This is a genomic window from Streptomyces sp. SCL15-4 (assembly GCF_033366695.1).
Taxonomy (GTDB): domain Bacteria; phylum Actinomycetota; class Actinomycetes; order Streptomycetales; family Streptomycetaceae; genus Streptomyces.
The window spans coordinates 8,131,782-8,155,648 of sequence record NZ_JAOBTQ010000001.1 but is presented as its reverse complement, the minus strand read 5'-3'; the positions used below and the strand labels follow the sequence as shown (position 1 = coordinate 8,155,648).

Annotated in this window: 17 protein-coding genes; 9 read left to right on the top strand and 8 right to left on the bottom strand. The window is 71.7% G+C overall.

The window, feature by feature from the left end:
* Positions 1-147 precede the first annotated feature (147 nt).
* Genes SCK26_RS36695 through SCK26_RS36680 form a run of 4 tightly spaced genes read left to right on the top strand, consistent with a single transcriptional unit; the run spans position 148 to position 5,646 of the window.
* Positions 148-1,779: an NAD(P)-binding domain-containing protein gene (locus SCK26_RS36695; protein WP_318205708.1), complete on the top strand. Its 1,632-nt coding sequence runs from the start codon at positions 148-150 to the stop codon at positions 1,777-1,779.
* Entirely contained in the window at positions 1,776-2,888 is a 1,113-nt protein-coding gene (locus tag SCK26_RS36690) for an alpha-hydroxy acid oxidase (RefSeq protein ID WP_318205707.1), read from the top strand. The genes SCK26_RS36695 and SCK26_RS36690 overlap by 4 nt, the downstream gene beginning before the upstream one ends.
* A complete protein-coding gene (locus tag SCK26_RS36685; protein WP_318205706.1) occupies positions 2,882-4,324 on the top strand; it encodes a cytochrome P450 in 1,443 nt (480 codons plus the stop codon). The genes SCK26_RS36690 and SCK26_RS36685 overlap by 7 nt, the downstream gene beginning before the upstream one ends.
* Before the next feature lie 44 nt (positions 4,325-4,368).
* On the top strand, positions 4,369-5,646 hold the full coding sequence (locus tag SCK26_RS36680; RefSeq protein WP_318205705.1) for a cation:proton antiporter: 1,278 nt from the start codon (positions 4,369-4,371) through the stop codon (positions 5,644-5,646).
* On the opposite strand, the gene SCK26_RS36675 is transcribed toward SCK26_RS36680, so the two are convergent.
* Entirely contained in the window at positions 5,630-6,550 is a 921-nt protein-coding gene (locus SCK26_RS36675) for an endonuclease/exonuclease/phosphatase family protein (protein WP_318206174.1), read from the bottom strand. The two genes, SCK26_RS36680 and SCK26_RS36675, sit on opposite strands and share 17 nt — an antisense overlap.
* A 461-nt stretch (positions 6,551-7,011) precedes the next feature.
* Here SCK26_RS36675 and SCK26_RS36670 point away from each other — a divergent pair, with 461 nt between their 5' ends.
* Positions 7,012-8,811, top strand: a complete 1,800-nt coding sequence (locus SCK26_RS36670) for an FAD-dependent oxidoreductase (RefSeq protein WP_318205704.1) — start codon at positions 7,012-7,014, stop codon at positions 8,809-8,811.
* Between the two features lie 213 nt (positions 8,812-9,024).
* On the opposite strand, the gene SCK26_RS36665 is transcribed toward SCK26_RS36670, so the two are convergent.
* From SCK26_RS36665 to SCK26_RS36655, 3 genes are read right to left on the bottom strand one after another with little or no spacing between them, the layout of a single operon-like run.
* The gene (locus SCK26_RS36665) at positions 9,025-10,290 is read right to left on the bottom strand and encodes a cellulose binding domain-containing protein (RefSeq protein ID WP_318205703.1); all 1,266 of its coding nucleotides are present in this window, start codon (positions 10,288-10,290) and stop codon (positions 9,025-9,027) included.
* A gap of 41 nt (positions 10,291-10,331) precedes the next feature.
* Positions 10,332-11,750 carry a glycoside hydrolase family 43 protein gene (locus tag SCK26_RS36660; RefSeq protein ID WP_318205702.1) on the bottom strand — a complete coding sequence of 473 codons (1,419 nt, stop codon included), beginning with the start codon at positions 11,748-11,750 and terminating at the stop codon, positions 10,332-10,334.
* 58 nt (positions 11,751-11,808) lie between these two features.
* On the bottom strand, positions 11,809-13,455 hold the full coding sequence (locus SCK26_RS36655; protein WP_318205701.1) for a glycoside hydrolase family 27 protein: 1,647 nt from the start codon (positions 13,453-13,455) through the stop codon (positions 11,809-11,811).
* Between the two features lie 514 nt (positions 13,456-13,969).
* On the opposite strand from SCK26_RS36655, the gene SCK26_RS36650 reads away from it, so the two are divergent.
* The 4 genes from SCK26_RS36650 (at position 13,970) to SCK26_RS36635 (ending at position 19,587) form a co-directional block, all read left to right on the top strand.
* On the top strand, positions 13,970-15,076 hold the full coding sequence (locus SCK26_RS36650; protein ID WP_318205700.1) for a ricin-type beta-trefoil lectin domain protein: 1,107 nt from the start codon (positions 13,970-13,972) through the stop codon (positions 15,074-15,076).
* Between the two features lie 212 nt (positions 15,077-15,288).
* Positions 15,289-16,161, top strand: a complete 873-nt coding sequence (locus tag SCK26_RS36645) for a PaaX family transcriptional regulator C-terminal domain-containing protein (protein WP_318205699.1) — start codon at positions 15,289-15,291, stop codon at positions 16,159-16,161.
* A gap of 388 nt (positions 16,162-16,549) precedes the next feature.
* Positions 16,550-17,920, top strand: coding sequence for an alpha/beta hydrolase (locus SCK26_RS36640; RefSeq protein WP_318205698.1), 1,371 nt, complete (start codon positions 16,550-16,552; stop codon positions 17,918-17,920).
* A 59-nt stretch (positions 17,921-17,979) separates the two neighbouring features.
* Positions 17,980-19,587 (top strand): MFS transporter, encoded by a 1,608-nt coding sequence (locus tag SCK26_RS36635; protein ID WP_318205697.1) that lies wholly within the window; start codon positions 17,980-17,982, stop codon positions 19,585-19,587.
* Between the two features lie 82 nt (positions 19,588-19,669).
* On the opposite strand, the gene SCK26_RS36630 is transcribed toward SCK26_RS36635, so the two are convergent.
* The 4 genes from SCK26_RS36630 to SCK26_RS36615 all read right to left on the bottom strand — a co-directional run bounded on the left by SCK26_RS36630 (position 19,670) and on the right by SCK26_RS36615 (position 23,822).
* Positions 19,670-20,818, bottom strand: a complete 1,149-nt coding sequence (locus SCK26_RS36630) for a cytochrome P450 (RefSeq protein WP_318205696.1) — start codon at positions 20,816-20,818, stop codon at positions 19,670-19,672.
* Between the two features lie 123 nt (positions 20,819-20,941).
* Complete coding sequence (locus SCK26_RS36625) at positions 20,942-21,772, bottom strand: class I SAM-dependent methyltransferase (protein ID WP_318205695.1); 831 nt, start codon at positions 21,770-21,772, stop codon at positions 20,942-20,944.
* A 125-nt stretch (positions 21,773-21,897) separates the two neighbouring features.
* A complete protein-coding gene (locus tag SCK26_RS36620; RefSeq protein WP_318205694.1) occupies positions 21,898-23,550 on the bottom strand; it encodes an AMP-binding protein in 1,653 nt (550 codons plus the stop codon).
* Positions 23,547-23,822, bottom strand: a complete 276-nt coding sequence (locus SCK26_RS36615) for an acyl carrier protein (protein WP_318205693.1) — start codon at positions 23,820-23,822, stop codon at positions 23,547-23,549. Before SCK26_RS36615 ends, SCK26_RS36620 begins: the two co-directional genes overlap by 4 nt.
* Positions 23,823-23,867: the final 45 nt, after the last annotated feature.

Genomic DNA, 23,867 nt, shown 5'->3' with positions numbered 1-23,867 from the left:
TCCGGCCCGCCCCCGCACGGTTTCAAGTTATCCGAAGGGAGAAATCCACCCTCGCGAGAGACGTGTGACCTACATCACACATCACTAGGGTGGCTCCATGCTTTAAGCGTCAAGTACCGTCTTTTCCGCCCCCACGGAAGGCAGGACATGGCCATGTCTGATTTAGGACAGGTTGACTATCTCGTCATCGGCGGCGGCCCTGCGGGCCTCCAGGCCGGATATTTCCTCCAGAAGAGCGGCAGAGATTACCTCATCGCAGAAGAGAGCGACAGTCCAGGCGCTTTCTTCACTCGCTTCCCCAGACACCGGACCCTTATTTCCTCCAACAAGGTGCACACCGGCTGGAGCGACCCCGAGATGCGTCTGCGCGTCGACTGGAACTCCTTGCTGTCGGACCAGGGCCCGCTGTTCACCGCGTACTCCCCGCGCTATTTCCCGCCGGCCGACGACATGGTCCGCTATCTGGCCGACTTCGCACGGACGCACGAGTTGCGCATCCGCTTCAACACCCGAATCACCGGCATCTCCCGTCCCGACGGCGGCCTCTTCGCGGCGACCGACGCGCATGGCAACGTTGTCCGGGCCCGGCGCGTCATCGTCGCCACCGGAGTCTCGCGGCCGTACCTGCCGCCCATCGAGGGCGCCGAGGAGGCCGAGCACTACGACCAGGTGTCCGTCGACCCCGCCGAATTCACCGACAAGCGGGTACTGATCATCGGGCGGGGCAATTCCGCCTTCGAGACCGCCGACAATCTCATCGAGACCGCCGCCGTCATCCACGTAGCCGGGCCCGGCTCGCTCAAGCTCGCCTGGCGGACGCATTTCGTCGGACATCTCCGGGCCGTCAACAACAACTTCCTGGACACCTACCAGCTCAAGTCCCAGAACGCCGTACTGGACGGTGACATTCTCCGCATAAGCCGGAAGCCCGACGGCACCTATGTCGTGAGTGTGAAGTTCTCGCGCGTCGCGGAAGTGGTCAAGGACATCCCGTACGACCGCGTCATCCTGGCCACCGGATTCCGTTTCGACGCCTCGATCTTCGACGACGACTGCCGTCCCGACCTCGTCATCAAGGACCGATTCCCGCAGCTCACCGACGCCTGGGAATCCGTGAACGTGCCCGATCTTTATTTCGCCGGCACCATCACCCAGTCCCTGGACTTCAAGAAGTCGACCAGCGGCTTCATCCACGGCTTCCGGTACGGCGTGAAGGCACTGCACCGCATCCTGGAACGCCGCTACCACGACCAGGAATGGCCGCACACCACGCTGCCCGCCGCCGCGGGCCCCGTGACCGACGCGGTCATCGAGCGGGTCAACCGCACCTCGGCCCTGTGGCAGCTGTTCGGGTTCCTCGGCGACGCGGTGCTGGTCGGCGCCGACGGCGAGGTGCGCTACTGCGAGGAGATCCCGGTGGCACATCTCCACGAAGCGGCCGCCCGGAGCCGGTTCGGCGACCTGGCCTCCTACTTCACGGTCACGCTGGAGTACGGCGCCGACCACGACCGGGTCGACCCCTTCGACATCACCGTCAGCAGGATGCCCCAGCAGGACACCAGCGGCCTCGACGCGCGCTACCTCCACCCCGTGGTACGGCAGTTCCTGCCCGACGGCACCGGCAAGCCGGTCGCCGAGCACCACATCACGGAGAACCTGGAGAACGAGTGGGACAACCCGGACGTCCACGTCGGCCCGCTGCGCTCCTTCCTCGCGTCCCGGCTGTCCGCGGGCGACGACCTCCCGGCCGGCGAGGAAATCGCCGCGCCCCGGGCATGACCGGCTCGCACACCGGCCCGCCGCACGATCCGGCCGAGTCGGCACGCGGAAAACTCAGCCCCGAGCACTACGACTACTTCGCCGGCGGCGCGGGCGAGGAGACGGCGCTCAGGGAGAACGAGGACGCCTTCGGCCGGCTGGCCCTGCTGCCCCGGGTGCTGCGCGGCGGCGCCGGCCGTGACACCCGGGTGAGCGTGCTGGGCCGGGACTGGCCGGCCCCGCTCTTCGTCTCGCCCACCGCCTTCCACCGTCTCGCCCACCCCGACGGCGAACTGGCCACCGCCCGCGCCGCCGCCGCGACCGGCATCCCACTGGTCACCGGCATGGCCGCCACCACCGCCGTCGCGGACGTCGCCGCCGCGGCCCGCGAGGCGGACCCGGGGGCCGTGGTCTGGTTCCAGCTGTATCTGCAACCGGAGCGCGAGGTCACCGCCGAGCTGGTGCTCCGGGCCGAACGGGCGGGCTGCTCCGCACTCGTCGTCACCGTCGACTCACCCGTCTTCGGCCCGCGCACCCGGGACCTGCGCAACGGTTTCCACGACCTGCCGCCCGGTCTCGCGGCCGAGAACATGCGGGACCTGCCCGGTGCGGCACCCGGCACCACCCGCGACATCGCCATGTGGCCGGCCGGCTGGGACGACCTGGCGCGGCTGCGCGAGCTGACCGCTCTGCCCCTCGTCCTCAAGGGCGTACTGCATCCCGAGGACGCGCGGGTCGCCGTCGAGCGGGGCGTGGACGCGCTGGTCGTGTCCAATCACGGCGGACGGCAGCTCGACGCCGCTCCGGCTTCGGTCGAGGCGCTTCGGGCCGTGGCCGAGGCCGTCGCCGGGCGGGTGCCCGTCCTCATGGACGGAGGAGTGCGCCGGGGCACCGACATCGCCGTGGCCCTCGCCCTCGGAGCCCGGGCCGTCGGTGTGGGCCGGCCCGTGCTGTGGGCCCTGGCCACGGGCGGCGAGGACGGCGTACGGCAGGCGCTGACGGCCCTGCGCGAGGACTTCGGCCAGGTGCTCGCCCTCTGCGGCGGACACCGGCCGCAGGACCTCACGGCCGACCAGGTGGTTGCGCGCGGCCTTGCCTACCGGCCCGCGAGAGGAGGACGCGCATGGTGAGCAGGAGAACGGCGGCGGCGCTGGCCGCGGGCGGCGCGCTGCTGCTGTCGTCCCCGGCCTGGCTGCCCGGCAAGGTCGTCGCCCTCCGCACGAAGGTCTTCGCCCGCGTCAACGGCGACGAGGGCATGCTCCTTCCCAACGCCGCGTTCGGCCCCGACCGTTTCCAGGAGGTCTACGGCCATCCGGCCGCCGGGGGCCGGAGCAGGGGCGCGGCACTGTCCGACCTGTTCTGGTACTGGCTCGCGCCCGGCGCCGACGTCCACCAGGAGCACCTGGAAGCCGGACCCCGCTACGACGAGGTCGCCCGGCGCACCCTCGCCCTCCTCTCCGGCCCGTCGGCGCAGCTGTACGAAGCCGCCGCACGGCACACCCGGCAGGCCCTGGACGCGGCAGCCACCGGCCGCGTACGCGCGGTACGGCTGCGCGATCTGATGATGCCGGTGTGGGCCGAGTTCTTCTACGGCCTGGTCTTCGACGAGCCCTGTCCGGCCGAGGCCCGGCGGCTGATCGTCGCCCACGCCGAGGACGTCGTCAACGCCCTCAAATGCACCCGCCCGCGCCACATGCGCCGCAGGAACCGGCTCACCCGCTACCTCCTGCGCCGTCTGGCGGCCGGGGACGTACCGCACGCGCTGCCCGCCGGCCTGACCCGCCGTCAGCAGGCGTACTACCTCCAGGGCACCTTCTTCAACACCGCCGTCGTGCAGATGTCGGAGGCGACGGCCCACCTCCTGCTGGCCCTGGCCCACCATCCGGACGTGCAGGAACGGGTGGCGGCCGGCCCCGACGACGACCGCTACCTGACCCACGTCATGAACGAGACCTTCCGTCTCTACCCGCTGTTCGGGGTGGCCCACCGCATCACCACCGCGGACATCGTCCTCGACGGCCTGCCCACGATCCCGGCGGGCTCCGTCCTGACCTTCAGCTACCCCGACTACCACGCCACCGGCTACACCGACCCCGAACGCTTCGACCCCGAACGCTGGGCGACGCTCTCCGCGAAGAACGCCCACCACATCCCCTTCGGTGTCGCCGCCAACCGTCCCTGCCCCGCCTGGCGCCTCGCACCCGTCGTCATGCGAGCCGCGACCCGCGAGGTGCTGGCCCGGTACGTGCTCGACTCTCCCGTCGGTCACACCCGCTCCATCCCGCACCGCGCTCCTTGCCTGCTCCTCCCCCGGGACCGGCCGGTCCCGGACCGTCTGCGGCGCGTGCTGCGCACGGCGCTGACCGTCCGCGACCGCGCCGAGGACGTCGGACGCAGCCTGCTGCAACTGCTCTTCGGCACCTGGATGGTGCTCGACGCCCGCCGCACCAGGCCCGCCGCGACGTACTTCGCCCGGCACGACACCGAGGGCCGTCCGCTGGACGGCTCGCACGCCTCGTCCGGACAGGCCGCGGCCGCCTGCCCCCGCACCGGCCGCACTGCCTGACAGCGGCAACACCCCCCATACGTCTCCTCACCAAGGAGTCACCGTTGTCGACCACCGAGATGGGCCCGGCGTTCTTCCTCGCCGTGGCCGTCATCCTCACCGCGTGCCGCCTCGTCAGCCGGCTGCTGCGACCGCTCGGCCAGCCACCGGTCGTCGGCGAGATGGTCGCCGGCGTGGCCCTCGGCCCCTCCGTGCTCGGCCTCCTCTCGCCCGGCCTGGAGAAGGCCGTGTTCCCGGACGAGATCCGTCCCGTGCTGTACGTGGCGGGGCAGGTCGGCCTCGTCGTGTTCATGTTCCTGTCCGGATACGAGTTCCGCACCGACCGGCTGCGGTCGGTGGGCCGTACGGCGGTGTCCGTCTCGGCGGCCGGCATCGTCGTGCCGCTCCTGCTGGGCACCGCACTGGCCTGGGCGGCGCACGACGCGGTGGACCTCTACCCGGACGGGATCTCCCCTTCGGTGGGCGCGCTGTTCGTCGGCGTCACCGTGGCGATCACCGCCTTCCCGATGATGGCCCGCATCATCACCGAACGGGGCCTGACGAACACCCGTTTCGGTGCGGTCTCCCTGGCCGCAGGCGCGCTGGACGACGCCGTGGCGTGGGTCCTGCTGGCCGGTGTGCTCAGCATGGCCGGCAGCGGCGCGGACACCTTCCTGCGCGCGGTCATCGGCACGCTCGGGCTCGCCGTGTTCCTCGGGCTCTTCCTCCGCGTGCGGCCCAGCGCTCTCGAACGGGCCCGGCGGCTGTCCGAGGAGCAGGTGCTGCTGGTCACCGTCCTGCTGCTGTTCCTCGCCGCGTGGTACACCGACCGTATCGGCCTGTACGCCGTGTTCGGCGCCTTCAGCCTCGGTGTCGCCTTTCCCCGTGACCCGGTGGTGACCCGCGCGGTGGAGGCCGTCGCACCGGTGAGCCGGATCGTGTTCCTGCCCCTGTTCTTCGCCTACTCCGGCCTCAACACGGACTTCACCCTGTTGTCCGACGGCAAGCTGCTGCTGTTCACGGTGGTCTGTGTGACGGTGGCGATCATCAGCAAGTTCGGTGCCTGCTGGGCCACGGCGCGCCTGCTGGGCGAGCCGCAAACCGTCGCCGTCCGCGTCGGCACGCTGATGAACGCACGCGGTCTGATGCAGCTCATCGCCATCAACGTGGGCCTGTCCGCGGGCATCGCTTCTCCCGCGCTCTTCGGCGTCCTCGTGATCGTCGCCCTGGTGACCACGGTGATGACGGCCCCGCTGCTGGCGCTGCTGGACCACCGCGACCACAGCCGCCGGCCCGACAAGGCTCCCTTGGCCGGGACGGCACCGACTACGAGGGAACCATGACGTCGTCCGGGGGCACGGGCCGTTCCGGGACCGAGTGACGCGCGGCTGGCCCGGCTGGAGCGGGAACTCGCCGAGAGGCCGGCCCGGCACGGCCGATGTCCAGGTCGGCGTGCAGCAGGTGGTGGTCCGAGTGCGGGGTCGGGTGCACACGGTGCCCGAGCGGGACGATGCCCCGCAGGAACACGTAGTCGAACTTGCTCTGCCAGTCGGTGGTCGGGACGCAACCGCCGGTGGACACGGGACGGCACCGGGGGTCCGCGTCCACGGCCCGTTCCCACAGGGGGGCGAGTTCGGGGGCGTCCGGCACGGCGTTGAAGTCGCCGAGGACGATCGCGCGGTCGTACCGGGCGACCTCTGTGGCGAGCACTCTCGCCTGCTCTGCCCGGACCGCTTCCTGACGTCGCTGGGCGAGGTGTGTGGTGAAGACACGGACGGACCGGCCGCCCACCGTGGTGGTGACCGCCATGTACCCGCGGTCCTCCGATCCGCCGTCGGGATACTCCACGCTGACGGGATCCGTCATCGGCGCCGCCGAGAGGACCGCCTGGCCGAAGGCCCCGGGTTTCCACGGCACTCCCCCGCAGCGGCCCCAGTCCCGGAGAACCGGCCCGTACTCGGCGTGGTAGACCAGCCCGTAGAACTTCTTCAGATGGATCCGTATCCGCTCGACATCCCGCACGCAGGCTTCCTGCAGGCCGATCACCTGGGGCGCGTACGTGGCGATCTCCCTTGCCCGGTCGAGGTTGCCCGCGTCGCACGGGTTGCAGATGTTCCACGTCACGACCCGGTCCGGCACGACGGCCCGGACGGCCTCGGCGGGCAGCGGCCTGGCGAAGAGGGCACCGCTCGGCGCGCTGGGGCCGACGAGCACCATGCAGGCCACGGCCAAGGCGCCCGCCGGCATACGTGTGCCTCTGCCGAACACCGTCCCCTCCTCACCCCGCGTTCCCCTGACATCCTGCCGCCGGAGTCGGCCGGGACACATGGCGGGGTGGCCGCCCGCGGCGTGGGCGGCCCGTGCCGCACCGCCGCCACCCGGCACAGCTCCCGGACGGACGCGGTCGCCCCCTCCCGGCCCGGCGACGGTCCTCGAGTATGTCACCACCGCCTCCGAACCGCCGGTGCCGGGGCACTCGTCGCGACCGCTTCTGAGCCCGCGCACCGCCCTTCCGCGTGGCCTGCTCCTCGCCGGCCGGAGCGGCGCCCGGCGCACCGGTACCAGCGCAATCCGCCGGGCTCGATCCGCTGCCGTGGCGCGCTCCGTCGCCCGGAGCGGCGCCCGCGACCCGCGGGATTGTGAGGATGCCGTGGTGACCGAATGGCGACCTGTCGCCGCGTCCCCGGTCTCTCTACTCTCCCGTATCCATGACAACAGAAGACCAGGGAACGACCCGCAGACGGTTCCTCGCCGGTGCCGGAGGCACGGTGGGCGCCCTCGCCTTGTCACCGGGTGCCGCCCGTGCCGCCGCGGCTGCCGCCACCGGCAAGCACGTCGCCGTCCTCGGCGGCGGCGTCGCCGGACTCAGTGCCGCCCATGAACTCGCCGAACGCGGCTACGCCGTCACCGTCTACGAGTACTACGACGTGCTCGGCGGCAAGGCGCGCTCGATGGACGTACCGGGAACCGGCACCGGCGGCCGCAGACCCCTGCCCGGGGAACACGGTTTCCGCTTCTTCCCGGGCTTCTACCGGAACCTTCCGGACAGCATGCGCCGCATCCCCTTCCCCGGCAACGCGAACGGCGTCCACGACAACCTCCGCAACGGCACCGAGGCACTGTTCGCCCGGGAGGGCGGCCGCCCGGACCTGCACTTCCCGTTGCGACGGCTCACCACTCCGCCCGCGCCCGGCGACATCACCCCGTCGTGGATCCGCGACCAGATCCTCTCCGTCCTCGACCTGGGCGGCCGACTGCCCGCGCACGAGGCCGCCTACTTCGCCGGCCGTGTCCTCGTCCACCTCACCAGCTGCGACGCGCGTCGCGAGGACCAGTGGGAGAAGACTCCCTGGTGGCACTTCATCCGCGCCGAGCGGATGAGCGAGGAGTACCGCACGCTCCTCGGCATCGGACAGACCCGCAACCTCGTCGCCACCCGCGCCGAGGTCGCCTCCACCCGCACCGTCGGCCGCGTCATCATCGAGGCGCTGCTGCTGTGGGGCTTGCTCGGCCGCGGCATGGACGGTGACGCGGACATCGACCGGGTCCTCAACGCACCGACGAGCGAGGCGTGGATCGATCCCTGGTCCGCGCACCTGCGCTCGCTGGGCGTCCGGTTCGTCCTCGGCACGCAGGTGCGGGAGGTGCTGTACGACGGTGGGCGCGTCACCGGGGTGAGGGTCTCGGCCCGTGACGGGAGCGACGAACGCACCGTCACCGCCGACCACTACGTCTCCGCCATGCCCGTCGAGCACGCCCGGCGCACCTGGGGTGCCGCGCTGCGCGCGGCCGACCCGCAGCTCGCCCGGTGCGACGCGTTGCAGACGGACTGGATGACCGGTGTGCAGTTCTATCTGCGCACACCGACGCCCGTCGTCCACGGGCACATCAACTGCCTCGACTCGCCGTGGTCGGTGACCGGGATCGGGCAGGCGCAGTTCTGGGACGTGCGGAACTTCCCGGAGGACTACGGCGACGGCCGCGCCCGCGACTGCCTGTCGGCGATCGTCTCGGAGTGGGACAAGCCGGGGATCCTGTACGGCAAGACGGCCCGTGAGTGCACGCGCGAGGAGATCGTCGAGGAGTGCTGGGCGCAGTTGAAGGGCGCCCTGAACGACTCCGGCAAGACGACGCTCACGGACACCGACCGGATCGCCTGGTTCATGGACCCGGCTGTGACGGGGCTCGGCGGCCCCGATCCGCAGAACCGGGAGCCGCTCCTCATCCATCCCGCGGGCACGCTGTACAACCGCCCGTCGGCGAGGACCGCCGTGCCGAACTTCTTCCTCGCCGGGGACTACGTCCGCACCGACGTGGACCTGGCGACGATGGAAGGCGCCAACGAGTCGGCGCGACGGGCCGTCAACGCGCTGCTCAACCGGGACGGCTCGGAGGCCGAACGGTGCCGGATCTGGGAGCTGTACCGCCCCCAGGAGCTGGAGCCCCTCAAGCGCGTCGACGAGGTGCGCTACCGGCTCGGCCTGCCCAACACCTTCGACCTGGGATGAACGGGAAGGCCGCCGCGGCCGGCCCGTGCGCGGTGCGCCGCGATGGAGGAGCGCGTCGTCAGCGGCTGTGCGTGCGGCCGCCTTCGGAAGCACGTGGGCGCCCGTGGCCGACGGCACCTCGACGCCGTCACCCCCGGACCGTTCTCTCCGGCCCGGAGGTGACGGCGTCACGGCGGCCGGAGTTCACCGGTCGGCGATCCGTGGCCCTTGCGGTCACATCGGCGCGCTCCCGGCGGCCGCGCAGGCTGTGCCGTTGAGGGCGTAGGAGCCCGGACCTGCGGTATCGCCGCTGTGGGTGGCCTGGAAGCCGATGTCGACCGAGGCGCCGGGAGCGATGGTGGCGTTGTGGGAGGCGTTCCTGGCCGTCACCCGGCCGGCTGCGGGCGAGTAGTCCGCGTTCCAGCCGGAGGTGATGGTCTGGCCCTCGGGCAGGGTGAAGGCGAGGGACCAGCCGTCGATCGCGGTCGTGCCGGTGTTGGTGATGGTGAGGTTCGCGGTCAGGCCGGTGTTCCACGCGTTCACGGCGCCGGTGACCTGGCAGGTCGCCGTGCCCGGGGACGGTGTGGTCGGCTGGAACTGCGTGAAGAACTTCCAGACCTCCTGCGGCAGCCAGGTCCTGGGCCCGCTGTCGCCCGGGGCCCCGTCCTGCGGAGCGGCGATGTGCCCTTCGTCGAACGCGGCCCAGACGACCGGATGGCCGGCCGAACAGCCCGAGTAGGCGGTGATCCGGTGCGTCAGGCTGCCCTGGGCCGGCTCGGGCGGGTTCTGCGGGGTGCAGCCGTTGTTCCTGACGAACCTGTCCCGCATCGCCCGGCCGCCGGAGATGCCGAGGACGCTGTCCCTCAGACCGTGCACGCCGAGGTAGGCGATGGGCCGGGTGCCGTCGTCACATCCGCTGAGCACCCCGCCGCTCTGCACCGCGACCGCGCGGAAGACCGTCGCGCGGGAACACGCGAGCGAGTACGACATGGCGGCACCGTAACTGAACCCCAGAGCGAAGCGCTGCGTCTGGTCGACGCACAAGTCCGCCTCGATCCGCCTGATCATGTCGTCGACGAAGGTGATGTCCTCCCCGCCGTTGTTGGCCCAGCCGTTGCCGAGCCCCTGGGGCGCGACGAAGACGGCGCTGTTGTCCGCCAGCCGCTGGAGCCCGTAGTAGGCCCAGGTTCCTGTGTCCACGGTGCGGCCGGTGGCGACGTCGGTGGAGGTGCCGCCCAGCCAGTGGAATCCGAAGACCAGCCGGTAGGCGCGGTTGCGGTCGTAGCCGTCGGGGATCCGCAGGATGAAGCTGCGGTTCTTGCCACTGCTCTGGATCGTGTACGTACCGCTCGTCAGCGTCGGGGCCTTGCCGCATCCGGGACTCGCGGCAGCGGCGCCGGCGGGTGCGGCGGCGGCGCGGCCCGGTGCCGTGCCGCCCATGCCGAGGACCAGCAGTACCGCGACCAGGGCGGGCCACAAGAGGGACCTCGTCCTTGTCATCGTGCACCTCACCTTCCGTTCGGGCATCTCCTTGTGCCGGGTCAGGACGTGGCAGGGGTGAACTGCCACCAGTCGACGTTGAACAGGTAGCCGCTGCCGCCGGTGAACCGCAGGTAGAGGTCCTGGGTTCCCGTGGCGCCGCTGACCGGGCAGGTCACCGACGTCCAGACCTGCCAGCCACCGGTGGGGGGCACGGCGCACCGGCCCACGAGCGTCCCGCTCGGGGAGCCCAGCCGCAGTTCGACGGTGCCGCCGCCGCTGCCCGAGGCCACGCGCGCGGTGAAGGAGGACGCGCCCGGCCCGAAGGCCACGCCCTTGACCTTGAGGTAGTCGCCGTTGTCGATCCAGCCGACATCCCTTCCGCCGTCGCCGGCCGGTTCCGTCTCGATCCCGGACCCCCAGGCGATCGTCTCGGCCTCCTGGCGTACGTACGGGTCGAGCGTGCCGACCTGCGGTGCGCCGGTGTTCGTCATCCCGATCGTCGGGATCGTGCCGTCGGCGTTGTAGGAGAACCGCTCCACCGCGACCGAGCGGGTGAAGCCGCCGCCGCCCGGCAGCGCGCCATTGTGGTAGAAGAAGTACGAATTGCCCTTGAAGTCCACGATCCCGGGATGGTTGGTGAAGCTGCTGCCCTGGGTGGGCATGACCGTCCCGCGGTAGGTCCAGGGCCCGGTCGGACCGGGCGCCGTGGAGTAGGCGATGAACTCCGAGCAGCACTTGGCCGCGAACACCAGGTAATACAGACCGTTGCGCTTGTAGACCCAGGGTCCCTCCTCGTACAGCGTGGGACGGTTGGGATCGCCGGTGCGGGTGCCGAACCCCGCGGTGGTGAGCGGGATACGGGTGGGGCCGCCCGAGTAGGAGGTCATGTCGGCGTTGAGCTTGACGTACCACAGATTCGGGTTGCCCCAGTACAGATAGGCCTGGCCGTCGTCGTCGATGAAGACGGTCGGGTCGATCTCGCCGTTCTCCACCAGCGGATGGCCGAGGGCGTCCCGGAAGGGGCCGGTGGGGCGGTCCGACACCGCCACGCCGATGGCCATCCGGCCGGTGGCCCGATTCTTCACCGGCACGTACCAGTAGAACCGGCCGTTGCGCTGCACGGCCTGGCCCGCCCAGGCGTCGGCGGACGCCCAGCTGAAGGTGGCCAGGCTGAGCGGTGAGCCGTGGTCGGTCCAGTTGACCATGTCGGCGGAGGACCACACACGCCAGTCCTTCATGGTGTAGTAGGTGGAGCCGTCCTCGTCGTGCCCGGTGTAGAGGTAGACCCGTCCGTCATGGACCAGCGGGGCCGGGTCCGCGGTGTAGACGTGCTGCACGATCGGGTTGTCGGCCCTGGCCGCCGTGGGCCCCACCGCGGCGGGGACGACGGCGAACGCCAGCAGGAGACTCACGGTCCAGGCGACCGCCCGGCCGAGCCTCGTGCCGGTGGCGGACGACCGCCGGAGTGCGATCGTCATCGTGGCCTCCTCGGGACGTCGGCGGATGGATGAGCTGCCGGCCGGTGCGCGATGTCCCTCATGGGCGGGACCACTTCTGGCCGGCCTGGCCGTTGCAGGTCCACAGGACCAGCGGGGTGCCGTTGGCAGTGCCGGACCGGTCCGCGTCGAGGCACAGTCCGGCGTGGACGTTGCGGATCGATCCGTCGGAGCCGAGGGTCCACTTCTGGTTGTCCTGGCCGTTGCAGGGCCAGGTGACGACACGGGTGCCGTTGGCGGTGCCCTGGTCGTAGGCGTCCAGGCACTTGTCGCCGTAGACGCGGATCTCGCCACCGGCCCAGGTGGTCCACTGCTGGTTGGCGGCGGTGTGGCAGTCCCAGAGCAGTACCGTGGCACCGGCGGCGGTGGAGGCGTTGTCCACGTCCGCGCAGCGGCCGGACGCGTTGCCCCGCAGACGCGAGGTGGTGGCGGCCAGCGGAGTGCCGCCGGTCACCCGGAACACGGCCACGCCGTGCGCGGGGACGTTCGCCGAGATCTGCCCGGTCGTGCTCGACGTACCGCCGGTCCACAGGTCCGTGAGGGTGAACGGCCCGCCGGACAGGCCCACTTGCGCGGCCGAAGTGGTCACCGTCGCGGCGCCCGCTCCCCTGTTGAACAGGCCCACCGCGACCGAACCGTCCGAGAGCGGCTTGGCGAACACCTCGGTGGCACCGTCGTCGCGCACCCTGCGCCCTCCCGCGCCCAGCGGATCCTGGTTCACCGCCAGCAGACGCGGATTGCGCAGGATGGCACTCACGTCGGCGGACATGGTGCGGATGTCGTTGCCGGCCATGAGCGGCGCACCCAGCAGGGCCCACAGGGCGAAGTGGGAGCGGGACTCGGTCAGTGACAGGCCCGGGCGGCCGACGACCAGCATGTCGGGGTCGTTCCAGTGTCCCGGGCCCGACTGCGCCGCCAGCGGCGCGGTGACGTCCAGGACGTTGCCGACGCCCATCGGATAGCTGTTGGTGTTGCCGTTCTGCCAGATGTCGAGCAGGTCCTCGGTCGTCCGCCACAGGTCGGCGACCTCACCCCAGTTGTAGGTGGAGCCGGTGATGGCGTGCAGGCTGTTGGGGTTGATGCTGTAGACGATCGGCCGTCCGGTGGCGCGCAGGGCGTCGCGCATCAGGGTGAACCGTGCGACCTGCTCGTCACGCGTACCGCTGGAGGAACACCAGTCGTACTTCAGGTAGTCGACGCCCCACGAGGCGAACGCGGCGGCGTCCTGGGCCTCGTGCCCCTTGCTGCCCGTGGACCCCGGGTAGCCGCCCGTGGCCTGCGCGCAGGTGCGCTCGCCCGGCACCTGGTAGATGCCGAACTTCAGTCCCTTGCCGTGGATGTAGTCTCCGAGCGCCTTCATGCCGCTGGGGAACTTGGTCGGGTTGGCCCGCAGGTTGCCCGCCGCGTCCCGCTGCGGATCGAACCAGCAGTCGTCGACCACCACATACCGGTAGCCGGCGTCTCGCATGCCCGAGGACACCATGGCGTCGGCGGCCTGACGGACCTGGGTCTCGGTGACTCCGCATCCGAAGCTGTTCCAGCTGTTCCAGCCCAGCGGCGGGGTGAGCGCCGGGCTGCCCGGCGCGGCCGAGGCGGTGGAGTGAGAGGCGGCCGTGAGGGACGCGGTGACCGTCAGCACGGCGGTCGCGAGGAGGCGCAGCAGTCGTCCGCCTGGTTGTCTGGGCACCAGGGACTCCTTTCCCGGGAGGACATCACGTCATGAACGAGAGGGCGCGCGGTGTGACGCGCAGGATGTCAGGCTCATGACATTAAGTTTTTCGAAGGTTCGCAATTTCGAACAGCATTCGGAAAGTCGGGCCTCACGGATACTAGAGAGACCTCCGAACATGTCAACACCGTCCGGCCTCCCGGCTCCGCCGTCCAGCCGGTGAAGGCTGCGCATGCGCGCCGAACTGCGCCATCCCGTCAAAGGGTCAGGAGAGACGCGACAGCCGAGCCTGCGAATGTTTCGGCGTAAGTGACGAATCCTGCGAGGAGGATTGACGAGATCCGTCGGCCCTCTATCATCCAGGTTGGTCGATGGGTCAATCCATGTTCGATATCGCGAACCCAAGGGCCGATCCGGCGGCGACCACACCCACCGTCTCCAGGCGCGACGCGCCTGCGCGGCCTGACAACGCACACGGCGCAAGAGACTCCCCTCCTCGCCTCAGCCCTCACTCGCAGAAGTGGACGTCCGTATGAGAAGGTCCTGGATTCTCACCCTGGTCACGCTCGTCGCTGCCGCGCTCGGGGTCACGGCGGCAGGTGTGTCGTCTGCCTCCGCCGCCTCCAACACACCCTTGCGTCTCATGCCGTTGGGCGACTCCATCACCTGGGGCGTGGGAAGCAGTACGGGCAACGGTTACCGGGGACCGTTATGGAACAAGCTCGCGGCGGACGGCCATCCGCTGGACTTCGTGGGCACGTTGCGGAACGGTTCGATGTCCGACCCCGACACCGAAGGCCACTCCGGCTACAAGATCCACCAGATCGCCGCACTCGCCGACGCGTCACTGACCCGCTACCGGCCCAACGTCGTGACGCTGCACATCGGCACCAACGACCTCAACGAGAGCTACCAGGTCTCCACCGCCACCGCCCGGCTGCGGTCGCTGGTCGACCAGGTCACCGCCGCCGCCCCCGACGCCACCGTCCTCGTGGCCTCGCTGGTCGTGTCCACCAGCGGCTCGGAGGAGCGGTACCGTGCCGCGTACAACCAGGCCGTCCCCCAGCTCGTACGGGAGGAACAGGCCGCGGGCAAACACGTCGCGTACGTCGACATGAGCGGCCTGACCACGGCCGACCTGGCCGACGCCCTGCACCCCAACGACTCGGGCTACCAGAAGATGGCCGACGCCTTCCAGCGCGGCATCCAGGCCGCGGACGGCGCCGGTTGGCTGAAGAACCCCGCTCCCGCCCCGGCACGCGTGCAGTCCGGCATCGCCGGCAAGTGCCTGGACGTCAACGGCGCCAACAGTGCCGACGGGACCGCCGTCCAGATCTGGGGCTGCGGCGGCGGCGCCAACCAGGTCTGGTCCGCCTACACCGACGGCACGCTGCGCTCCATGGGCAAGTGCCTCGACGCCGCCGGCGGGGGCACGGCAAACGGCACCAAGGTGCAGATCTGGTCCTGCCACGGCGGCGCCAACCAGGTCTGGCAGCCCTACAACGGCGGCTACCGCAACCCCGCCTCCGGCCGCTGCCTCGACGATCCGGGCTTCTCCACGGCCGACGGCACGCAGCTCCAGCTGTGGGACTGCACCGGCGGCGCCAACCAGAAGTGGACCACGCTGACCGCCGGATGACCTCGGCTCGTACACCACCGGCCGCGGAACCGCTGGTGGCCGGTGGCGTCGGCTCGGGTGCGCAGCCGGTGGCCACGACGACCTCGTCCGAGAGACCGTTGCGGGCGCGGCCCTTGGCTCGCGGATGCGCCGGCAAAGGGCGACATTAGGCGTTCACGTCACCGCCGTCAACACTGTGCCGAGCTTTGTCTCCGCGCCCTACACTGAGCCGCGTGACCGGGACAGAGACCAAGCCCTCGACGGGCCGGGAGGACGGGGCCGCGGCGTCCGCGCGGCCGCAGACGCTGATGCTGAGCTTCCTGGGCCTGTACGTCCTGGAGCACGGCAGCGCGGTCTACTCGGGCAGCGTCATCGACGTGTTCGCGCGCGTCGGCGTCTCCGAGGACGCGGTGCGCTCCACGCTGACCCGGATGGTCAAACGCGACCTGCTGGCCCGTCACCGCCGTGGCCGCAAGATGTACTTCGGGCTCACCGCGCGCTCCACCGAGGTGCTGCGCGACGGCCACGACCGCGTCTGGGGCGCGGGCGCCGTCAACCGCGACTGGGACGGCACCTGGACACTGGTCGGCTTCTCGCTGCCCGAGGCCTGGCGCAGCCAGCGCCACGACCTGCGCTCGCGCCTGGTGTGGGCCGGCTTCGGTCCGCTGCAGAACGGCCTGTGGATCGCGCCGGGCCACCTGGACGTCCCCGCCGTCGTCGCCGGGCTCGGCCTGGAGGACCACCTCAACGTGCTGCGCGGGCACGCGGCCGAACCGACCGAGGCCGCCCAGCTGCTGCACCGGGCCTTCGACACGGCCGGCATCGCCGAGCGCTACCGCGCCTTCCTCGACCAGTGGGACCGCCCCGCCCCCCTGCCGTCCGCCCCTGACGACCTGGCCCGGCAGCTCCTGCTGCACACCGACTGGCTGCAGGTCGTCCGCTCCGATCCACGCCTGCCCGTGGAGCACCTTCCCGCCAACTGGCCCGCCATCCACGCCGAGCACGTCTTCCGCACCCTGTCCGCCCGGTACGACGCACCGGCCAAGCAGCTGGCCGACGCGGTGCTGGACACCCTCCCGGCGGAGCCGGCGGCCGGTCAGGACTGAGTGAGGCGGGGCACGGCAGGACAGCCCACGGGCCGCCGCGCCGACGCGGCCGCGGGCGGCCGTACGGCCGTCATCCGCAAACGTTCGTCACTTCATTGACCGCCGTCCACAATCAGCCCTATATTCGGCGCACCCGCCGCTGGCAGCGAGGCTCCGCGGACCTTCCGCCACGCCGTCCGCCTGCCCATCGGCGGTCACGGACACCAGCACGGCCGGCACAGCCCGCCGAACAGCACCCCCAGGCGCCCTTCGGCGGTCGTCCCCCCGCCCGCACGCACCTCGTACACCTACCGGTACACACACGCCGCATCCGTTCGAGAACGCCTTCCGCACAGACACGCCGCATCCGCCGTACAGCTCCATCCGCCGTACAGAGATGAGCCCTCACATGCCGAAGTCCGCGCTCGGCGCGGCCGCGCTGGCCGCCACCCTCGCTCTCGCCGCGGCAGCCCCCGCCGCCGCGCAAGCCGACACCCCGCAGACCACCGCACCGGCCGCCGCCACGCGGCACCTGACCGGGCGCCTGCCGGATGGCGCGAGCTGGATCGCCGACCTGCCCGCCCACTGGAACGGCACCCTGCTGCTGTTCAGCCACGGCTACGGCCCCACCACCGCCCAGGACGCGCCCTCCCCGGCCGCGGGCCAGGCCCTCCTGGCCGAGGGCTACGCGCTGGCCGGCTCCTCCTACGACCCGAACGGCCCCTGGTGGGCACTGGAGAGCGCCGAACGCGACCAGCTCGCCACCCGGGAGGCGTTCGCCTCCGCCGCCGGCCGCCCCGCCCGCACCCTGTCCGTCGGACAGTCCATGGGCGGCCTGGTCAACGCCCAGCTCGCACGGGACGCCGACGGCGCCATCGACGGCGCCCTGGGCCTGTGCGGCCTGGTCGCCGGCGGCGTCGACCTGGACAACTACCAACTGGACGCCGAGTACACCATCGCCTCCCTGCTCGCTCCGGACGAGCACCTGGACCTGGTGGACTTCGCCGACCAGGACGCGGCCGCCGCGACCGCGGCCCGGCTCACCGCCGCCGTGGAACGGGCCCAGACCACGCCCGCCGGCCGGGCGCGGATCGCGCTCGCCGCCGCGTACCTCAACCTGCCCGACTGGGCCCCCGGACAGAACCCGCCCGCGCCCGGCGACGCCGAAGGGCAGGAGGCCCAGCAGTACGCCTGGTTCGCCCAGGGCGTGCTGTCCTTCATCGGGCCCGCGCGCTACTCCGTCGAGCAGTCGGCAGGCGGCAACACCTCCTGGAACGCGGGCGTGGACTACGCCGGCCTGCTGCGCTCCTCCGAGCACGCCGACGAGGTCCGGGCGCTGTACCGGACGGCGGGACTGGACCTGCGCGCCGACCTCACCGCCCTGACCCGCGGCGCCCGGGTGCACGCCGACCCGCAGGCGGTGCGCCGCCTTCAGGCCACCTCCACCGCCGGACAGGGCCTGGCCGTGCCGCTGCTGAACCTGCACACCACCTCCGACCAGCTGGTCCCCGTGCAGCAGGAGAACGCGTTCGCCGCCCGGGTACGGGCCGCCGGTGACGGCGCCCTGCTGCGCCAGGCCTACGTCGCCCGCCAGGGCCACTGCAACTTCACCGCCGCCGAGGTCGTCGCGGGCGTGCACGCCGTGGAGCACCGGGTGGCCTCGGGCCGCTGGGACGGCGCCACCGCGCCGGCCGCCCTCCAGCGCGCCGCGCAGGCGCTCGGCCTCGGCGGAGCGGCCTTCGTCCCCTACCGGCCCACGCGCCTCGTCGTCGGCCGCTGACACACCTGCTGCTCCTCCGACCTTTCTCCCGCCGCCGGCCTTCCACCCCTGGACCCGCCATGTCGCTGACCGACCCCCTCCCCTCCGCGCAACCCGCCGGCCCCGCGCCGGGCCGGCTGCCGCTCGGCACCCTCGTCGCCGGCTGCCTCGCGGTCTGCCTCGCCCAGATCGCCCTCGCCGTGCCCGCCACCCTCAACGGCCTCTTCCAGGAGGACCTGCATCCGATCGGCTCCCAACTGACCTGGATCTCCGACGCGTTCTTGCTGCCGGTGACCGTGCTGGAACTCACCTTCGGCGTCCTGGGCGACCTGTTCGGACGCAAGCGGCTGCTCGTGGGCGGCTCCGTCCTGGTCGTCGCGGGCGAGGCCGTCTCCGCCGTGAGCGACGGCGTCCACCTGCTGTGGGTCGGGCAGGTGGTCTCCGGCCTCGGCGCGGCGGCGCTCTTCCCGACCTCGCTCGCCATGATCGCGGCGGGCACGCACAGCCACCGGGACCGGGCGCGCGGCATCACCGTGTGGGCGGCCGCCCTGTCCACCGGCGGGTTCGTCGCCCCCGTCATCGGCGGCGTCACGGGCAGCCACGACTCCTGGCGCGCGGCGTTCGTGGTGGTCGTGGTGATCGCCGCGGCCAGCACCGTGGTCAGCCTGCTGGGTGCCGAGGACTCCCGGGCGCCCGAGGGCCGCTCGCTGGACCTCGGCGGGCAGCTCACCGTCGGGATCGGCCTGTTCGCGCTGTTGTACGCGGTCATCCAGGGCCCCACGGACGGCTGGGGCTCGGCCCCGGTCGTCGTCGCGTTCGTGGTCGCCGCGGTGTTCGTCGTGCTCTTCGTCGTCGCCGAGCGGCGCGCCCGTTCGCCGCTGCTGCGCCTGGACCTGTTCGCCAACCGGGCGTTCGCGGTCGCCTCGGTCGTGGCGGTCGTGGGCATGTTCAGCTTCCTGGGCACCGCCTACGCCACCAGCATCCGGCTCGGCCCCGTGCAGCACCAGAGCCCGCTGCGCACCTCCGTGGCCTTCCTGCTGCTCAACGGCCTGACCCTGGTCCTGGCCCCGCTGACCTCGCGGCTGCTGGAGCGAGTGAGCGGGCGCTGGATCCTCACCGCGGGCCTGGCGCTGATGGCCGCCGGCGACTTCCTCGCCGCGACGCTGCCGGTGGCGGACCGGGCGCTGACCTCGCTGGTGCTGCCGCTGGGACTGGTCGGCGCGGGGTTCGCGCTCACCGTCTCCTCGATCACCGCCACCGCCGTGAACACGGTCCCGCTGCGCTACGCCGGTATGGCGAGCGCCTCCACCAGCCTGCTGCGCGACTTCGGCTTCACCCTGGGCCCGGCGGTCATCGGCGCCGTCGCGCTCAGCCGCGCGGGCTCGCTGTTCAGCTCCGACCTGCGCCATTCCGCGCTGAGTCCGCAGGTGAAGGCGGCCGCGGCCGAGGTCGCCGCGGAAGGCGGCCCGCTGGCCGTCAACTCCCTGCCGGCCACCACACCGCCGGGCGGTGCCGCGCCGCTGGCGCTGCGGGCGCTCGGCCACGGGTACGCGCTGGGCTTCACGATCTGCGGCGCGGCGGCGCTGGTCTCCTGCCTGCTGGCCCTGATCGCCCTGCGCCGTACGGACACCCCGCGGCACACCGGCACGACCGCGCCCACGGTCCCCGAGACGGCGACGACCGCCTGAGCCACCGGGCCGGCGCTGCCCCGGCGCACGATCCGCCGCGGCTTCCGCGCCTCCGCGGCACGATCGGCGCCGAGCGGCTCGGTCACCACTCGACGAGCAGCCTTGACACACCGCGCGTCGCGAGGCCCTCCCGCCATACCAGGGCCCCGTCCCGGGGTGCGAGTCGCAGGCCGGGGAAACGCTGCCGCAGACGGGTCAGCGCGATCCTCATCTGCAGCAGGACCAGCGGCGCGCCCATGCATCGGTGGGCGCCGTGACCGAACGTGAGGTGTGCGGGCCGGCGGGCGTCGCTCCGCACGGCCGGTGTGCGGAACACGCCGGGATCGTGGTTGCAGTGCAGCAAGGAGACGATGACGGCCTCTCCTTTTCGCACCCTCGTCTCACCCAGCACGAGATCCTCGACGGCCACTCGGGGAAAGGTGATGGGTGTGGACGGCGTCTTGCGGAGCAGCTCGTCCACCAGCTCCTCCACAAAAGCCCCGCCGGGCGCGTCGCCGGTGAGCAGTTCGAGGATGGCGAGGCTCAGTTGATGGGCGGTGGTCTCGTAACCGGCCATGAGAAGTGCCAGTCCGAGATTGATCAACTCGATGCGGGAGATCTCACCCGACTGCTCGGCCCGCACCAACGCGCTCAGGAGATCCGGCCCGGGCGCGTCTCGCTTGCCGTCGATCAGTGAGGACATGTACTGGACGAGCGTCAGGACATGGCGGCCTCTTGCGCCGACCCTCCGAGACGTCATGTCGAACAGGGCGGTCACGGCGGCGTCGAAAACGGGCCGGTCCGTGACCGGCACGCCGAGCAGTGAACTCAACGCGACCATCGGAAGCGGCGAGGCGTAACCGCTGACCAGGTCGGCGCCCGGCCCCGCGGCCTGTACCCGGTCCAGCAGCGCGTCGGCGGCCTCCTCGATGACCGCCGCCTGTGCGGTGACCCGAGTGCCGGTGAACGCCGCTGCGGCGACCCGGCGCAGCCGGGCGTGGTCCGCGCCGTCCAGACTCATGATCGAGTTGGGCGAGAGGTCGACGGATCCCCATTTCGGAGCATCGGGGTGGGTGGCGGCAGCTCTGCTGAGACGTGTGTCGGCCAGCGCGGCGCGCCCCAGGGCGTAGTCGGTGACCAGCCACATGTGATCACCCGTGGGCATCCGCACCCGCTGGACGGCCGCCCGTGGCGGCGCTGCCAGAAAGGACGGCAGTGGGCCGGTCTGGCAGTGCTCGAAAGTGCCGGACATGGTCGATGACTCCTCGGAAGGGGCGCGCCGAGCCGGCCGGGCAGATCCTTCTCCGGCGCCCGGAGAGTGACCAGTTGTCCGGCCTGCGCGGTCTCGGTGGACGGATCGGCGTCCGGATGTGCCTCACCTCGTCAGCCGGACGTGGGCACCGAACTGCGTCGGCCCGCTGACCCGGGCCCCGCGGGACAGGACGAGGTCCCGGAGGCGCTGCGGCAGGCAGTCGTCGAAGCGGAGGTGGTCCGGCACCGTGACACCGGCGGTACGCAGCGGTGTCGCGATCTCGCGACAGGTGGTGCTGAGCCAGTCGAGAACCGCGGAATCGCCGGAGCCCGCCACCGGCACCCAGGTGGCCACCTCCGGGCGCTGGAGGCCGGCGTCGAGGAACGTCCGGGCGAGGCGGGGACCGAAGTCGGGGACGGCGCCGGTCGCCAGGAAGGGCTTGGGCCACAGCGCGTAGTACTGGTCCCACTCCGGCAGCGGCGGATGGGACGGCGAGGTGTTGGTGAAGTCCATCTCGTGCATGACGACGATTCCGTCCGGTTTCAGCAGGGAAGTCAGACGGCGGAGCGCCGGCGCGGGATCGGGCAGGTACATCAGGATGTACCTGCCGACCAGGACATCGAATTTCTCCGGCCAGGTGAAGCTGCCGATGTCCGCGACCTCGTACCGCACCGAGCGCGCGAGACCCGCGTCACGCGACCGGATCCGCGCCTTGCGGACGCTCTCGGGGTCACGATCGATTCCCACCACGTGCCCGCCGGGCCCGACCAGACCGGCTGCCAGCAGGGAGACGTCGCCCGGTCCGGCGCCGATGTCCAGGACGTTCATCCCCGGGCGTATTCCGGCCGACCGCAGCGTGCGCTCGGTGAACGGCGAGACCGCCTTGTTCTGCAGGGACAGTCTTCGGTGCTCGCTCTCGGAGTGACCGAGCAGGTATGCGCCGTGGTGCGCCATGAGAGGCCTCCAGGACCGGTCGTGCGGGCTGTCGTCCCCACGGCGGGTGGCCAGGGGGCTCCGTGGGCCTGCGGCATGTGGTGCCCTGTCGCGGGCGCGCGGTGTGATCCGGTGTTCCGGGTCCGTCATGCGCCGGAGCGGAACGTGCGGGTGTCGGGGGGTGGCGGGCGGCGCAGCGCCTTGCCGCTGGAGGTACGGGCGATTCCGCCCCGGCGCACGAACGTGATCGCGTCGGGTGTGACGCCCAGCTCGGCCATGACGCGCGCGCGGATGCGTCGCGTCGTGGCACGACGGCCCACCTCGTCCTGCTGCGTCGTCTCGACGACGAGCCCGAGCCGGCCTCCCTCGTCGCTCCAGATCTGTTCGGCTAGGACGCCGTGGACGGGGAGGCCCGGCGTGTCCCGCACCACCGCCTCGATGTCGCTCGCCCAGTGGTTCGCGCCGAAGACGATGATCACCTCTTTCGCGCGGCCCACGATGTACAGCTCGCCGTCGTGCCACAGTCCCAGGTCACCGGTCGTCAGCCAGCCGCCCGGCAGGAGGACGCGACGGCTCTCCTCCGGGTGATGGTCGTACCCGGTGCTGGAGACGGAGGCGCCCCGGACCTCGATGGCGCCGACCGTGCCGGCCGCGGCCGGTGCGCCGGCCGCGGTGGTGAGACGGACCTCGGTACGCCGCACCGGCGTTCCCACGCTGACCAGTTCGCGATACGGCCCGGCACCGGAGGACGCCGGTACGTACCGGCCCCGGTTCAGTTCGTCCCGGTCGGCACGCAGCACCTTGGTCGGCCGGCCGACCGGCGGAAAGGCGACCGCCAGGGTCGCCTCCGCCAGTCCGTAGGCCGGCAGGAAGACGTCCTTCGCCAGTCCGGCGGGCGCGAAACGCTCGGTGAAAGCGTCCTGGAGCCGCCGGTCGACCGGCTCGGCGCCGTTCACCGCGATGCGCCAGCGGGAAAGGTCCAGCCCGGCCAGCGGCCCCGCGTCGCGTCGCAGGACGTACCGGTAGCCGGAATCCGGAGCCATGGTGTAGGTGGCACCCAGCCGTCCCATGGCCTGGATCCAGTCCCCCGGGTTGCGCAGGTAGTCCTCGGGCGGCAGCAGATGGGTGTCGACATCGTGCAGCAGCGGTGTCAGGAAGGAGCCGACCAGCCCCATGTCGTGGAAGAGGGGCAGCCAGGTGCAGCCGACGTCGGACGCGGTGAGCCGGGTGCCACGGGCGATGGCCTCCACCGCGGCCGCCACGTTGCCGTGGCTGAGCACGACGCCCCGTGGCTCACTGCTGGTTCCCGACGTGTACTGGACCACGGCCTGGTCCGACGCCGTCCGTGCGACGTGCGCGGTGCCCGGCTCGGTCACCTCCGGCACCAGGAGGACGTCGACCGGGCGGTCGCCGGTGGACAGTCCCGGACCGAGCAGCGGGAGCACGGCGGGAGCCGTCAGCACGGTGCGGACCCGTGAGCGGCGCAGTGCGGCGGCGGTGCGCCGGAGGTAGGCGTCGGACGACCCGAAGGGAGCGGGTCCGGGCAGTGGCACGGCGACGGCGCCGGCCCCGAGCACGCCGAAGAAGGCACGTGCGAAGTCCAGCGACGTCGGCAGGACCAGGGCAACCCGCTCGCCGGGCTCCACTCCTCGGGACAGCAGGCCCGCCGCCACCCGTCCGGCCTCGGTGAAGAGGTCGGTGCAGGACAGGGCGTGGCCGTCCCGGCCCCGGCGCAGCACGTGCAGGCCCCGCCCGGACCTGCGTGCGGCGACGTGACCTAGCGCCGCGAAAAGGGTCACGACACCGGCTCCGGGCCTGCCTCCGCGATCACCCCGGCGACCGCTGCCGCGAACTCCCGCACGGTGCTCGTCTCGAAGACGATGTGGTCCTCCACCTCGATGTCGTAGTGCTGCTCGATCTCGAGCACGATCTGGAGCGCGTGTATGGAGTCGAAACGCGGCAGGGAGCGCAGATCGGCGTCCACGTCCACCTCCTCGACCGTGACGCGCAGTTGCTCGGCGACGATGTGGCGGACTGTTCGTTCGATGTCGGTGACACCCACCTGTGGCATGGCGTGTTGTCGTCCTGTTCTGTGAGGCCGACGCGTCGGCGGAGC

Excerpts from the sequence above, each read along its gene's own strand:
- SCK26_RS36665 (WP_318205703.1), bottom strand. The coding sequence starts at position 10,290 with ATGACAAGGACGAGGTCCCTCTTGTGGCCCGCCCTGGTCGCGGTACTG.
- SCK26_RS36635 (WP_318205697.1), top strand. The coding sequence starts at position 17,980 with ATGTCGCTGACCGACCCCCTCCCCTCCGCGCAACCCGCCGGCCCCGCG.
- SCK26_RS36630 (WP_318205696.1), bottom strand. The coding sequence starts at position 20,818 with ATGTCCGGCACTTTCGAGCACTGCCAGACCGGCCCACTGCCGTCCTTT.
- SCK26_RS36685 (WP_318205706.1), top strand. The coding sequence starts at position 2,882 with ATGGTGAGCAGGAGAACGGCGGCGGCGCTGGCCGCGGGCGGCGCGCTG.
- SCK26_RS36640 (WP_318205698.1), top strand. The coding sequence starts at position 16,550 with ATGCCGAAGTCCGCGCTCGGCGCGGCCGCGCTGGCCGCCACCCTCGCT.
- SCK26_RS36695 (WP_318205708.1), top strand. The coding sequence starts at position 148 with ATGGCCATGTCTGATTTAGGACAGGTTGACTATCTCGTCATCGGCGGC.
- SCK26_RS36615 (WP_318205693.1), bottom strand. The coding sequence starts at position 23,822 with ATGCCACAGGTGGGTGTCACCGACATCGAACGAACAGTCCGCCACATC.
- SCK26_RS36690 (WP_318205707.1), top strand. The coding sequence starts at position 1,776 with ATGACCGGCTCGCACACCGGCCCGCCGCACGATCCGGCCGAGTCGGCA.
- SCK26_RS36625 (WP_318205695.1), bottom strand. The coding sequence starts at position 21,772 with ATGGCGCACCACGGCGCATACCTGCTCGGTCACTCCGAGAGCGAGCAC.
- SCK26_RS36670 (WP_318205704.1), top strand. The coding sequence starts at position 7,012 with ATGACAACAGAAGACCAGGGAACGACCCGCAGACGGTTCCTCGCCGGT.
- SCK26_RS36660 (WP_318205702.1), bottom strand. The coding sequence starts at position 11,750 with ATGACGATCGCACTCCGGCGGTCGTCCGCCACCGGCACGAGGCTCGGC.
- SCK26_RS36650 (WP_318205700.1), top strand. The coding sequence starts at position 13,970 with ATGAGAAGGTCCTGGATTCTCACCCTGGTCACGCTCGTCGCTGCCGCG.
- SCK26_RS36675 (WP_318206174.1), bottom strand. The coding sequence starts at position 6,550 with ATGCCGGCGGGCGCCTTGGCCGTGGCCTGCATGGTGCTCGTCGGCCCC.